Annotated in this window: 9 protein-coding genes; 7 read left to right on the top strand and 2 right to left on the bottom strand. The window is 48.1% G+C overall.

Annotated elements, in window-relative coordinates; all coding sequences use genetic code 11:
• Positions 1-42: 42 nt before the first annotated feature.
• The 5 genes from OI18_RS06115 to OI18_RS06095 all read left to right on the top strand — a co-directional run bounded on the left by OI18_RS06115 (position 43) and on the right by OI18_RS06095 (position 8,510).
• On the top strand, positions 43-654 hold the full coding sequence (locus OI18_RS06115; protein WP_039138058.1) for an RNA polymerase sigma factor: 612 nt from the start codon (positions 43-45) through the stop codon (positions 652-654).
• A 108-nt stretch (positions 655-762) separates the two neighbouring features.
• On the top strand, positions 763-1,944 hold the full coding sequence (locus tag OI18_RS06110) for a FecR family protein (protein WP_039138056.1): 1,182 nt from the start codon (positions 763-765) through the stop codon (positions 1,942-1,944).
• A gap of 160 nt (positions 1,945-2,104) precedes the next feature.
• Positions 2,105-5,416: a TonB-dependent receptor gene (locus OI18_RS06105; RefSeq protein WP_052272926.1), complete on the top strand. Its 3,312-nt coding sequence runs from the start codon at positions 2,105-2,107 to the stop codon at positions 5,414-5,416.
• Between the two features lie 29 nt (positions 5,417-5,445).
• Positions 5,446-7,071 (top strand): RagB/SusD family nutrient uptake outer membrane protein, encoded by a 1,626-nt coding sequence (locus OI18_RS06100; RefSeq protein WP_039138055.1) that lies wholly within the window; start codon positions 5,446-5,448, stop codon positions 7,069-7,071.
• The gene (locus tag OI18_RS06095) at positions 7,062-8,510 is read left to right on the top strand and encodes an aryl-sulfate sulfotransferase (protein WP_052272925.1); all 1,449 of its coding nucleotides are present in this window, start codon (positions 7,062-7,064) and stop codon (positions 8,508-8,510) included. Before OI18_RS06100 ends, OI18_RS06095 begins: the two co-directional genes overlap by 10 nt.
• A 10-nt stretch (positions 8,511-8,520) precedes the next feature.
• Here OI18_RS06095 and OI18_RS06090 read toward each other — a convergent pair whose 3' ends face one another.
• Positions 8,521-9,333, bottom strand: coding sequence for a DJ-1/PfpI/YhbO family deglycase/protease (locus tag OI18_RS06090; protein WP_205409991.1), 813 nt, complete (start codon positions 9,331-9,333; stop codon positions 8,521-8,523).
• A gap of 27 nt (positions 9,334-9,360) precedes the next feature.
• Positions 9,361-10,080 carry an antibiotic biosynthesis monooxygenase gene (locus OI18_RS06085; protein ID WP_039138053.1) on the bottom strand — a complete coding sequence of 240 codons (720 nt, stop codon included), beginning with the start codon at positions 10,078-10,080 and terminating at the stop codon, positions 9,361-9,363.
• A gap of 196 nt (positions 10,081-10,276) precedes the next feature.
• Here OI18_RS06085 and OI18_RS23675 point away from each other — a divergent pair, with 196 nt between their 5' ends.
• A complete protein-coding gene (locus tag OI18_RS23675) occupies positions 10,277-12,703 on the top strand; it encodes a tetratricopeptide repeat-containing sensor histidine kinase (protein ID WP_052272924.1) in 2,427 nt (808 codons plus the stop codon).
• A complete protein-coding gene (locus OI18_RS06075; RefSeq protein WP_039138052.1) occupies positions 12,700-14,580 on the top strand; it encodes a sigma 54-interacting transcriptional regulator in 1,881 nt (626 codons plus the stop codon). The genes OI18_RS23675 and OI18_RS06075 overlap by 4 nt, the downstream gene beginning before the upstream one ends.
• Positions 14,581-14,635 lie beyond the last annotated feature (55 nt).

Below are 14,635 nucleotides of genomic sequence, written 5' to 3'. Positions count from 1 at the left end.
TTGGACGGATTGATAGCCATCTAAAGAAACGATAAGGAACCAATGAGGAATGCTGCTGCTTGTGAAAAAGAACTGCTCAGGCAGGTTGCTTCAGGTGATGAAGCGGCCTTCAGCGACCTTTTTTATTTGTGGAAGGATAAACTCTATTTCTTTATCCTGCGGATAACCAGTTCGCCGGAATCCGCGCAGGACGTAACACAGGAAGTCTTTCTTAAATTATGGACACACCGGGAAAAGCTGAACGATGTTGAAAATTTCGGCGCATACCTTTACTCCATGACACGCAACTATGCCATCAGCGGACTGCGGCGTATGGCCATGGAAGCGACAATTTTATCAGAGTTGGGCAGGAGTGCAATTGATTCGGGCAAGCAGGCGGATGAGGTACTGCTGCAAAAGCAGGTGCTCGAAAAAGTAAAGGCGGTAGTGGACCAATTGCCCAGGCAGCAAAGACTGGTGTATACCCTTAGCCGTGAGCAGGGCTTGCGGCAGGAAGAAATAGCCCGGCAGCTTAATATTACAGTTTCCACAGTACAGAATCACATGACACTTGCGCTGAAGAGCATCCGCAAGCAGCTTTCCCATCATGCTCCCGGCGCGCTTTACCTGGCCATCCTGGCGAATGCAGCCGTTGCGGCTGAATGTTTTTTTTAAAAAATACGGGTTTTGACTGGGGGGTGCTTCCTTCCCGTTCGTCTATTGATTGGCGTTTGCCCAAAACATGGCACTGGTAGCGCTAATTATCCTATTAATTAATACGGAATGCCTGAACAAAATATACAGGAACTGTTGAACCGCTTTTTCCAGGGAACGATTACTCCTGCAGAAAAGGACGAACTGATGCATTGGATAGAGCAGTCCAAAGATGAGCGGGAATTCGCCGGGCTGGTTGAAGAATCCTGGCAGCAATTTGAACCCGGACAAACTTTGCCGGCCGATAAAGCAGGGCTGATGCTCCAGGCAATTTTACATGCGAAAGACTCGCAACCTGCAAAGCTCGTGACCCTGCCTGGCCGGAAATGGTGGCGCATTGCCGCAGCTGCCGTGATCCTGGTGATTGCAGGATCAACCACCTGGCTATTGCTGTCTCCTTCCCCGAAAGAACTGGCCAGCACCCCAACTATCGGGCCGGTGAAACAGGATGTTTCAGCCCCTGGGTCAGTCAATGCCGTGCTTACACTTGCCAATGGGCAGCAGGTCATTCTCGATAGCATGGCAATTGGCCAACTTGCTTCGCAGGGCAATGCCCAGGTGGTGAAGATGGCTGATGACCAGCTTGCTTATAATAATGTTGCCGGCATGGGGACTGTGCAATACAATACACTCACGGTGCCAAGGGGAAGTAAGATCGTCAACCTCCGGCTGGCAGATGGCACTGCAGTCGTAATGAATGCAGGATCCTCCATTACATTTCCCACAGCATTTGTAAGTAAGGAAAGAAAAGTGGAGATCACCGGGGAAGCATATTTCGAAGTGGCGAAGGATGTGGCTAAAAAGTTTATAGTAACCACTAATGGGGTAACCACCGAAGTATTGGGAACCCACTTCAATATAAACGCTTATAGTGACCAGGGAACAATAGATGTAACACTGTTGGAAGGCAAAGTGAAAGTGGCCGGTGGTGCAGCATCAGCAATGCTTTCTCCCGGGCAGCAGGCGCAGTTGAATAAGGAAGGGAAGATCGGGATAAATGAGAATCCGGATACGGATGAAATAATGGCCTGGAAGAATGGGCTCTTCAATTTCAATAGCCTTTCCATTCAAAGCATTATGCTGCAGATCTCGAGATGGTATGATGTTGAAGTTACCTATGAAGGAAAGATAAGTGAGGAACATTTTTCGGGTATTGTAAGCCGTAATGACAATGTATCGGAAGTGTTGAAGCTAATTGAGCTGGCCGGTGTAAAATTCAGGATTGAAGGAAAAAAAATCATCGTTATGTAATAAAGGAAAACCAAAGGAAAATTCAGGTGGCCTGAACAGAAAGCCGCCCTGTGTGCGAGACAGGACGGCAAGAAGTTTGGGTTATCCCTCCCGATCATAATCGGGATAAAAACAAATCTGTAAGGACTGCTTATTGTTTAACCCAAATCAAACCAAAATTATGAATTTAAATGTTCTGCCCACCAGGCAGGCGCTGCTGATTATGAAACTGACTGCCATATTCTTACTCGCCTTCTGCCTGCAGGTGAGCGCCGATGGCTTTGGCCAGCTGGTGACCCTTTCTGAAAAGGACGCGTCACTTAAAAAGATCTTCAAAGAGATCCACAGGCAAACCGGGTATAAGTTCTTTTATAAGGACGCCATGTTAAAACAGGCGGGCAAAATCGATATCAAGGTCAGCAACCTCCCTGTTGAAGATGTATTAAAGATCTGCTTTAAAAACCTGCCAGTCGGGTTTACCGTATCAAAAAACACGATTGTCGTAACCCCGGCGGATGTCAAAAAAGAGGAGCGGCCCGGGTTGGAAACACCGCCACCCATAGCCGTAAAAGGCACTTTAACGGATGAATCGGGCAAGCCCCTGGAAGGAGCTTCCGTAAGGCTGAAGGGATCCGACGTGGGCACCAGTACGGATGCCAGCGGGAATTTTTCGCTTGAATTGCCGGAAACAGGCGGTACGCTCATTATTTCCTATATCGGTTACGAAACAACAGAAGTAAAGGTTTCAAAATCCGGTGCACTGAAACTGAGTTTAAAATTGGCTGAGTCAGTCGAAAAGGAAGTGGTGGCCATTGGATACGGATCGCAAAAGAGAAAAGAAGTTTCAGGCGCTGTGGCTTCTGTAAAAGTAAAAGAGTTGAGTGCCGACGTTTCCAACAATCTCAGTTCCGCCCTGCAAGGTCGTGTAGCGGGTGTATCGGTGGAATCCAACGGAGGAGCTCCCGGCTCAGGGTTGTCAGTAACGATCAGGGGATCCAGTACACTTGGCAACAACAACCCGCTGGTTGTTATTGACGGGATTCCTTTTGGTAGCCTGGATGGATTGAATCCTTCCGATATCCAGAGTATCGACATCCTGAAAGACGCGTCCGCTGCGAATATTTACGGTTCAAGAGCTGCGGGTGGGGTAATTATGGTTACCACGAAAATGGGCCGGAGAAATACGACTCCAAGGATCCGGTTTAACGCGGTGTATGGAAACAACAGTATCCCTAAGAGAATGTCGGTGCTGAGCGGGGAACAGCTCACAAAAATGTTTAATGATAACGGGGGCGCCATGCCGGCTTACAACGGCGTAAATACCAACTGGCAGGATGAGATCTACCAGAACGCACCCAGTTACAAAGCCAATTTTGAATTGACAGGCGGCTCTGAAACATTTTTGTACAGTCTTTCCGGCAGTTATTTAAAGCAGGAGGGCGCCGTTATCCATTCCGACAATACAACTGCCAACTTCAGGATAAAGTCTGTATATGAGAAGGGACGGGTAAGGATCGGGGAAACCTTTATTTACAATAGAACAGGCGGCAGGATGTATTATGGCGCAAGTGCCGACCAGACGCACAGCACCATCATCACGTCTTTGGTTGCTTCGCCTACTGTTCCGGTGTATGACCCTTCCAATCCCAAAGGCGGTTACGGCATGCGTCCACCCGAATTGAAGAACCTCTCAAACATTGTAGCCGTACTGGATGCCACAAGGAATTATAACAATAATGCCGGCATTATTGTGGATGCATTTGCCGAGATAAGACTGATAGACCAGTTGAAATATAAACTCAATGTCGGTTACTCGAATGATCGCGGTTATGGAAATAATTACCTCGCACCATATGCCGACGGGAGCACGACCATTAACAACCCTATTGGAAATGTATCTTCTTCCATTTACAGCCAGTGGCTGGTGGAAAACATCCTGGCTTACGAGAAGACGATCAAAAAGCACCAGTTCTCTGCGATGATAGGATATTCTGCGCAGCGCGACACTTCGAATTCAGTTGGCGCCACTGGGTATTATCCTGCACTGGGTTTATACGGCCTCTCCGCTGCCACATCCTGGGACAAGCCTTCTGGTTATACACAATCAAGTACCAGGACTTCCCAGTTCGGAAGAATTACCTATGCGTTTGACGATCGCTATTCTATCTATGGGTCATTGCGCCAGGACGCATCTTCCATCTTCGATCCTGCTCACAATAAAGGATTGTTTTATGGATTGTCTGCGGCCTGGAACCTGAGCAACGAAGCGTTCTTCACGAATTCGTCGCTGTCAGGGGTAATTGACTTCCTTAAGATCCGCGGCGGCGTCGGTTCGCTTGGAAATGACCGTATCGCTTTATATGCAACGCAGGCTTTGATGGCAACGAACTATAACTTCCTGACAGCGGCAGGACAGATCATAGGCAGTATTCCCAGCGGCGCACAATCGCCGAAAGACCTCAGCTGGGAAAAATCGAATACAACCAACATTGGTTTTGATGCAAACCTCTTCAATAATAAACTGAACATCGTATTCGACTGGTTTACTAAAAAATCAAACGGCGTACTGCTGAACGTGCCCATCCCATTAAGTACCGGGATCAATGCAGCGCCAGCTGTAAATGCCGGTGATATTGAAAACAAGGGGATCGAGCTGAGCATCAGCTATGGCAACAAGACGAAGGACTGGACCTACAACATCGGGTGGAATATGACAGCCATTAAAAACAACATGGTTGCGGTAACCATCGGAAGCGGTAAACAACAGTTCGGGGACTTGCAGAGAGGGATAGTCGGTTCTCCGCTGGGAAGTTTCTTCCTGATCAAAACTGCAGGAACTTTTAAATCAGCAGACGAAGTGGATGCATACGTTGGGCCAAATGGCCAGAAGATCCAGCCAAATGCAGCTCCCGGTGACCTGAAGTTTATTGATTTTAATAAAGACGGAATGATCGATAACAACGACCAGCAATACGTGGGTTCTCCCATTCCGACTTTCGAAACAGGATTAAGTGGCAATGCATCCTGGAAGAATTTTGATATAAACATTTTATTCCAGGGTGTCTTTGGAAATAAGATCTACAACGAACCACGCCGATGGATGGAAAAGATGAACGAGTACACCAACTTTTCATCAGCGACCCTCAATGCCTGGTCATCCGGGAAAAGCAATTCCAACTTTCCAAGGTTCATTTTGTCGGATCCAAACCTGAATGCAAGGAGTAACAGTGACAGGTGGCTGGAAAGCGGATCATACTATCGCTTGAAACGCCTGGAGCTTGGCTACCAGTTGCCTGCTGCATTTGTTAAGGACAAATTGGGGATGGATCGGATCCGGGTTTATGTTTCCGGCGAGAATTTATTTACGGTTACAGATTACAGTGGTTATAATCCTGATATGGGTAATGGCGGCAACCCGCTTAACAGGGGATTTGACTATGGCGCGTTCCCGATCCAAAGATCAATTTTAGCAGGATTAACTGTTTCCTTTTAACCATCTGGCAAAACATTCAATCTCAACTCATGAACAAGATTTTAAAAATATGGCTTATTGCCTTTGCAGTGCTTGCTGCAATAGTTGCAGGGTGTAAAAAGAGTTTTTTGGAAACCACTAACCCCAATCAGCTGACCGAAGAAAAATTCTGGAAAACGGAAGATGATGTGAAGTCCGCAATCGCCTCGGTGTACAGTCCGCTCCGCGTACCCTTAAGCGGTTACTGGGGCGCGTTCCGCGGTTACCAGGATATCAATGCACTTGGTGATGACGTACTGACTATACCCGGAGGTGAACCCGCCACCTGGCAGGTTGCGTCTTTCATCAATGATGAAAAGAACGGGGATATCCAGAATGTATTCCAGAGCCTGTACCGCTGTATTTACCGGGCAAACCTGGTGATTGAAAATGCCGCAAAAGCAAACCTGGATCTTACCTTAACCAAAGGATATATAGCGGAAGCGAAATTTCTGCGTGGACTGTGTTTTTTTATGCTGGCATCCAACTTCGGGGATGTTCCGCTCAAAATAACGGTAGCACAAACTTCGGAGGATGCCTTTGTTGCCAGTTCACCTGTGGGGGAAGTATACCAGCAGGCAATCAGGGATTTCACAGAGTCTGCAATTGATCTACCGGTTACGCGTACGGGAGATGACCGGGGCCGCGTGACCAAAGGTGCTGCCCTTGCGTTCCTCGGTAAAGCTTACCTGTATATAAGAGACTACAGCACTGCAGAAGCTACGTTGGCGCAGCTCCTCACGGCACCTTACAGTTATGATCTGGTAAGTAATTTCGAAGATAATTTTACCGATAAGAATGAGTTCAACACGGAGTCTGTTTTGGAATGGGTATATGGACCATATGGCAGTCAGTACAATCCCTGGGGAGAAGAAGGTGGCGGTGCAGGGATGTACAACTATCGTCCGCAGCTGACTGGCAGTCCGGCCAGTGGCGGGTGGTTCAAGTATATACCTTCCGATTTCCTGTTAAAAGAGTTCAAGAAAGAACTGCGTCCCGCCGGTTCAGATACAAAGTTTGATAAGCGAATGTATGCTACCCTGATGTGGAAGTACTCAGATTTTGGCGAAACCAATGTTACCTGGTACGACAATAAATCATTTGATGATTTATGGAACGCTGCCGCAACCAGTATTGACAGGTTTGAAAGCGCCTACAAAAATTTCCCCGAAGGCAAATTCTTAAATAAAAAGTTTACGAGTGCATGGCGGAATGCAGGCGGAGCGGACAATTACTGGGCTGCTACGCCATCTGAGGCTAACGTGGAGGTGATGCGGTTTGCGGAAGTATTGTTGCTGCATGCAGAAGCAGCTGCTCAGAACAATCATTTAAATGAGGCGCTTGCAAGTGTTAACAGGATAAGGGCCAGGGCAGGTTTATCATTAAAAACACAGGGTGATTTACCTGATATAATGAATGAGATCAGGCACCAGAAATTGCTTGAATTTTATTTTGAGCAAAACAGGTGGAATGACCTGAAGCGATGGTATCCGTCCGCCGGCGAATTGAAAACGTATATGTTGTCGGTCATAAAACAGGGAGCTGCCAACATTGAGGAAAAGCATTTCGTGTTTCCGATCCCTGCAGCTGAATTGCAGACAAACAATAAGATGACGCAACATCCATTATGGAAATAATAAAGTTTTTTCTTTCCCAGGTACTGCAGGCCCGGCTTGCAGTACCTGTTTTATTCATGGGCCTTTTCCTTTCGGGCTGCACTTCAGGTTGCATAAACCAGGTGATTTCTATTAGCGAGGTTGGACCTGCCGGGAATATCCTGGTGCGGAAATTGAAGATTGTTACCCGTGACAGCGTGGACCTCTTTGTGCGCTATTGGGAAAAGCAAAACAAAGACAGGGTCCTTACGACACAAGTTTCAAAGAACAGTAGACAGCATGTACAAACGATGCTTTACCTGAAACCCGGCACTGCATATGAATACCAGGTCGTGGTGGAGAAGCGCGGTTGTCAAAGCATGGGCCAGGTGGAAAGTTTTATCAACCAGGAATTGCCTGCCGGTTTATCAGAAATATTGATGCCTGCGGAGCGGAAGCAATCATTGCCTGTAAAATACCAGCAAGGGTTTACGCTGGTTGCCCGCCGTGAGCTGCCTGGGCAAATGTATATTGCTGATGTAAAAGGAAATATTATCTGGTACCATACAGTAAGAGATGCCGGGTTTAAAGTAGCGCATTTCACCGCGAGGTCCACGCTTTTGTCGATCCTGGCCCCTTTGTCTTACCCTACGAGTTATGGTGATGAGATACTGGAAGTTTCGCTGGCAGGGGATACACTATTTCATTTGAAAAAAGGCGACAAGGGATTGGATAAAACCATTCATCATGAAATCTTCTACAACGCCGCCAACCAGCTGGTCACACTGACACTGGAAAAAAAAGTTGTTGACCTCAGCAGCGTGGGCGGGTCAAAAGCGGATACGGTAACGGGTGACGGGATCCTTGTGTTAGACCGGCACGGCAACAAGGTCTGGAGCTGGTCGGTATTTGATGTAATAGATCCAAAGAGCGATCCCCGCATTTTAAAGGACAAGTCCGACTGGCTGCATGCCAATAGTTTAAGCATTGACCGCGATGGAAATTATTTGATGTCTTTTTACCTGTCGGGCCAGGTATGGAAGATCAATGCCAGTAACGGTGAGCTCATCTGGAAACTGGGTCGCGGCGGCGATTTCAGTTTTTCAAAGCATGGGGAGTTTTCCGGGCCGGGTTCTGCGACTTTTTCTGAGTCCCATGCCGTGCACCGGTCCGCGGATAACAAGCTGCTGCTATTTGAGAACGGGACCAATAAAAAACGCTCGCGGGTACTGGCATATTCTCTTGATGAAGATCGCCACGAAGCCAGCCTGGCAGAAAACATTGAACTGCCATTGCATCTATATAGTGAAAGAATGGGCAGCGCTTATTGGGTGGACAGTTCGAGCCTCCTGGTTTGCAGCTCGCAGGCAAACTCCGTGGCACTGACAGACAGGTCTGGGGAAATCCTGTGGCGTATAAGGACTGGGTTTGTTCCTTACCGGGCGGAATTTATTGACAGCCTGCCTATGTTCCGCAATTAACCGGCCGAACTCACTTAGCCTTGACCAGCCAGCTTTCTACGGCTCTCGAGAAATCTGCTACATCAATGGGGTGCCTGCTGGTTATGAGGTTGCCATCTACAACCACGGGTTCGTCGGTTACTTTTCCGCCGGCATTTTTAAGGTCGACCTGGATATTCCAGAACCCGGTCAGGTTCCTTCCTTTGAGGATATCGGCAGATGCCAGTACAACCGGCGCATGACAGATGGCAGCTATCAGTTTACCTGATTTGTTGAATTCCTGGATGAATTTGATCACGTCTTTGTCGTGGCGAAGGTTATCCGGGTTCCAGGCGCCACCGGGAATAAAGACCGCGTCATAGTCGCTCACTTTTACCTGGTCGGCAGTGCGATCGAATTTTAGCCATCCTACAGGTTGCAGGTACTGTATAGCCATGATATGGGTTTTTGACATCTCGGGATAGCTCAGTCCATATCGCGCCGGGGCAGGATTGAACTTAGGCGCAACGACTTCGACCTGGGCGCCCAGTTGCCTGAAATACCAGACCGGCCCGGTCAGTTCAATTTCTTCAAAACCATCTGCTGCTATTACCGCGATCTTTTTTCCCTGCAATGTTTTTTCCTTGACAGGTGTAAAGAAAAATGCCTTGAGCGCCTCGTTGCCGGGGGCATTCAGCAGTTGCGATACGGGCATATTGACAACAGCTGTAGAAGTAGTCAACTGGTTCACTATTTCCAGTTCATATGATTTTGCCGGTTCATATGCCGCTTTTGTTTGCGCAGATGCATCCATTGTTGCGGGGGTGGCCAGCAGGGTCAGCACGATGCAATAAGTCGGTTTCATTTTTTTAGTTTTTGATATTGATAATTATTACTGGATGGAAAGTGGAGCAAATTCGATCAGCCTGTGAAGGTTTGCCTGGAATGGCTGCTTTTTGATGCTGGTATTCAGGTAATCGATCACAGGCTGGATCGGTTGGAAATTGAGGTGATATTGAAATGCGGCCTCATCCCGGAATTTTTCATACGTAACGAATTGCGTGCTGTCGTCCAGCAGTTGCGAGAGCTGGTAATTGATGACGCCTGGTTCGCTGCGAAACTGCGGCATGGCTGTGTGGTAAACTGTTTTGAAAGTATTCTCCGTGCCGGCCTTCGCATCCACAAACAACATAATGGTCAGCGGTCGGTCTTCCTTTTTCGGTGCAGTTCGCCATTGCTGCCTGGTAAGTGGTTCCAGGTCTTTTATATAGATCGTTTTAGCCTGTTGTTTCAGCGATTGGCGCGACAGGGATTCGATGGCTTTGAATCCCGGGCTTTTACCGGCTTTGATCATTTCTTCCCTGTTGCTCCACCTTTCTATGAGCCATAACACGGTACTGTCTTCCTGCTCATAATATGCTTCCGACAATACGTTCGCTTCCGACTGCAGGGAATGAATGACATAGTTCCTTACTGCGGTGCGGAATGCAGCCAGGGATGCCGGTTGTACGTCATAACGGATCAACCGGGCCGCGAACTGGCCTGGTTCCGAAGTGCTATCCTGGAGTACATTCAGACTGGTAAACGCAAAAAATATGATTGACAGTTTCATACATCCGATGTACCTATTAGCATGCCATTCGTGCAGCGAAAGACAACAGGGCCAGGTAGTATTCTGACAATCAGATAGTTTGCGTTATGAAGACCCGGATGGCGATAAAAATCAGCGAGGACATAGCCTCCGAAAAATTCGGATTATAACTTAATTTCGGCTGCACTTAAAAAGTTCTCTCACCTAAAGTAACGCAATGGCCAGGTTTGTTCTGGGGATGCTTTTGGCATTTGTTGCACCTGTTTTTGGGTACACGCAACCCGCCACACCCGGGGCTGTGCCGGTTTATTCTTACAATCACCCGGCAAAGGACAAGGAGTCATGGCAAAGGCTCAATTTATTGTTGAGTTCTACTTTCCTTAATGTGTCAAATGATGTCCAGGCCGACATTGACAGTTGCCTGTATGTCGCGAGCCGCTCACTTGGATTGAGCAGGATTTCCATACTTGGCGAAGGCCTGGATAAAAAGGAATTACCGGAGCAAACGCGATGGATAGACCAGGAGGATCCGGCAAAGGGAATTCAACAGCTTTCCACGGCAACTGGCAGGAAACGCCTGCAACTGTTGATCCTGCTGGGATCGTATTATGCATTCCAGCCACACAGTTACTACCTGTACCGCGACAGTGCAGAATATTTTCTGACGAAAGCGATAACGGAAAGTAAATCATTGAAGCAGGAAAGGCTTGGCAGGATAGCACTTTGCCTGTTGGGAAAGATCTATATCCAGGTGAATGAAAAAAGGGGTGATTCCCTTTATGAGCAGTTGCTTGTCCAGTGCCGGATGGCACGCGACAAGGGAATGGAAGCAAGGGCATTGGCTTACCGGGGCATATATACGCAGCCGATGCCGGCAACCCTGGAAAGAAAGCTCACTGACATGCAACAGGCGGCCAGCCTGTTTAACAGCATCGGTGAAATAGAAGGCGAGATCAATATCCTGACTGATCTAGCCTATGTCCAGCTTGTAACCGGTCAGCTGCCAGCCGCATATCAATCCATTTTAAAAGCACTCGCGCAGGCTGAAGATATCCGGTACCCTTATACCCACTATGTTACTATTGCACTTGCCGCCATTACTACTTTCCAGGGCAAATTCGGCGAACCATTACGTTACACCCTGCAAGCGATCAAAGTGTCAGAAAACACCCGCGACAGCCTGGCGTGGGGATATTTTTATAGCACTCTGGCAGGCCTGCAGAATGCCGAGGGGAGGAAAGAGGAAAGTCTTGAAACTGCACAGAAATCAGTCAGGAGATTCGTGATTGACCGTAGTCCTGCAGTGTATAATATGCTCCTGGACCTTGTCAACCAGATGGTCCGGCAGGGCAGAGCAGCAGAAGCGCTTGATTTCACGCTCGATGTTTCGAAAAAGGTAATGCCGCCAACAACATTTACAGACCAGTTCTTCTACCATCTTGTGCTTTCAAACTGCTACCTGGGTCTTGACAAGCTTGAACTGGCCGAAATGCATATCCGGAGAATGGATTCCCTGGAAACTTTGGCTGAAACCGTACGGGGGCCATTCAGGAGATCAGCGGTCAACATACAGTATGCAGAACTATTTATTAAACAGGGTCAATATCAAAAAGCAAGGGAGAACCTGGAGAGTCATTTCATTAACCCTTCAATCGGGATGCGCACACTTTGGATCGACCTGGAAGTTTACAAGTCATTGCTTACAATCGATTCCCTGCTGGGTGATAATGAGTCAGGATTGGCCCATTACAAAAAGTACATGTTGCTGCTCGATTCAAGTTTTGAAGTCACGAAACTGAGACAGGCGGATGAGTTGCAGGTGGTCTATGAAACCCACGAAAAAGAAGGCCAGATCGCTGCTTTGAGTAAGCAGGCCAGGCAGCAAAGGCTCGTAAAGAATTTAACCTTTGCCGGAATCGCCGCAGTATTGGTCATTGCAGGCTTGTTGTACCGCCAAAACCGGTTGAAACAAAGGAGTAATAAGATCATTACCAGCAAGAACAAACAACTGCAGGGCCTGCTGGCCGATAAGGAATGGTTATTGAAAGAAGTTCACCATCGTGTTAAGAACAACCTGCAGATCGTAATGAGCCTGTTGAATTCGCAATCGGCATACATCGAAAATGATGCTGCGCTTACTGCTATCCGCGACAGCCAGCGCCGCATGCATGCCATGGCACTGATACACCAGAAACTCTACCAGTCTGATAATATTTCCACAATCGTAATGCCCGGCTATGTGAATGAACTGGTGGATTATGTGCGTGACAGCTTTGATACCGGCAACAGGATAATTTTTGAACAGGAAATTGAAATGCTGGAACTTGATGTATCGCAGGCAATTCCTTTAGGGCTGATCATTAACGAGAGTATTGTGAACACGATCAAGTATGCGTTTCCCGGCGGCAGGCGGGGAAGGGTGCGGATCAGCCTGGGCTATGACGGGGCAGGCTTCCTTCTGCTGAAAATTTCGGATGACGGGGTTGGGCTGCCGGAAGGAACAGATGTGGTGGGACGGAATTCGCTGGGGGTCGACCTGATGCGCGGACTCGCAAAACAACTGGATGGAACCCTGACTATCGAAAGCAATGAAGGCCTGCACATAATCGTCAGGTTTACTTCATTACAAAACCAGCTAGTATGAATAAGAGCGTGCTGATTGTTGAGGATGAGTTTATCGTAGCCAATGATTTAAGACTGGTATTGGAAAAGGCTGGCTACAAGGTAACGGGGATCGCTGCCTCTGTTGAAGAAGCAGAAGCGGAACTGCGGGCAAATAAACCTGGAATTGTGCTGATCGATATCCGGCTGAAGGGAAAAGCTACCGGCATTGACCTGGCAAAAAAGCTTAAATCAGGTGATATTCCATTCGTTTATTTATCTGCCAATTCAAATCAAAAGATCCTCGAAGAGGCAAAGGTGACAGAGCCATATGGGTTTCTTGTGAAGCCGTTCAGGGAAAAGGATTTGTTGCTTACCCTTGATATTGCCCGTTACCGTCACCAGCACAGCCTTGAATCAAAGTTGCGGCAGGAAGAATCCCTCCGCCGGGTGTTGGCTGAAACAGCCATTGAAAGCATTTCCGGTGAACAGAAGTTACTGAAATTAGCCAGGGCGATCCAGGCGAATCTCCCGTTTGACCTGCTGACATTCGGGCTCAGGCCGCTAAGCAATACTTCATTCAATGATATAGGGTATTTGCGTATCGGGTTCGATGAATACCAGTTTATCGGGAAAAAAGAATTGATGACCATTACCGGGATAAAAGAGGCTGCTTTTGCTTCGATGACTGATGAGGGTTTAAGGTCCGTGCTGTTTGATTCTTTCAACCTGCAATCATACCTGGTAGTGCCTGTTACCCTGGACAACGGGCAATCGGTTCATTATGCATTTTATAGTCGCCAGCGCGACATGTACCAGAACGACCAGATAGACCTGCTGGGCCGGTTGAAAAATGGGTTGACGGACCTGGCCGGAAGCATGACAGGCCGCCAGTCATTGTCAGCCGGGCAGGCGAGGGAACATCACCACGCAGCCGCTCACCCGGACTTCAAGGGCATTATCGGTAATCATCATCTCCTGTTGTCTTCCCTTGATCTTGCCGCTCAGGTAGCGCCATTTAATACTTCAGTTTTAATCCTGGGCGAAAGTGGCACGGGGAAAGAGAAAGTCGCCCAGGCTATTCACAGCTTGTCGCCCAGGAAAAATGCTGCATTCGTAAAGCTGAACTGTGCGGCTATTCCCGCCACGCTTGTGGAATCTGAATTATTCGGTCATGAGAAGGGGGCATTCACAGGAGCTACTGAAAAAAGGAAAGGGAAGTTTGAACAGGCGAACGGCGGAACAATTTTCCTCGATGAAATTGGCGAGTTGCCTTTGGACATGCAGGTGAAGTTATTACGGGTACTGCAGGAAAAAGAGATTGAGCCTGTGGGTGGCAGCTCACCCGTTAAGGTGGATGTCCGTATCGTGGCAGCAACAAACCGCAACCTAGAGAAGGAAGTTGGCGAGGGAAGATTCCGGCTTGACCTGTATTACCGGCTCAATGTATTTCCCATCACGCTTCCGGCTTTACGGGAACGGAGAACCGATATCCAGGCGCTGGCAACTTATTTCGCAGAAAAGTATGCTAACCAGTTCAACAAGCCAGTTGCTGCCATAGGTTCATCCATGATGGAAGAACTGGTGTCATATGACTGGCCGGGAAATATCCGGGAACTCGAGAACATCATGGAGCAGGCCGTGGTACTGAACAATGGGAAATCTGACCTGGTTCTCCGCCAAAGGTTCGCTGCGAGGGCGGGCGAACCCACGCCCAAAGTCACTGTCAATACCATGGCAGATGTAAAACAGGTACAGCGGGAAACAGAGCGGGAATATATCATCTCAATTCTCCGGAAAACAAAGGGCCGGATCCGCGGGGTGGATGGTGCTGCGGAATTACTGAACATGAAACCCACGACACTCGAGTCCAAAATGGCGAAGCTCGATATCAGGAGGCAGGACTTTACTAATTCATAGGGGACTGGTTTTAGGCTCCATAGTTTTCGTAGTTGATCATTCTTAACTCCAATAA

This window comes from Flavihumibacter solisilvae (assembly GCF_000814475.1).
GTDB lineage: Bacteria > Bacteroidota > Bacteroidia > Chitinophagales > Chitinophagaceae > Flavihumibacter > Flavihumibacter solisilvae.
The sequence above is the reverse complement of the archived record's forward strand: the minus strand, read 5'-3'. Positions and strand labels throughout refer to the sequence as shown.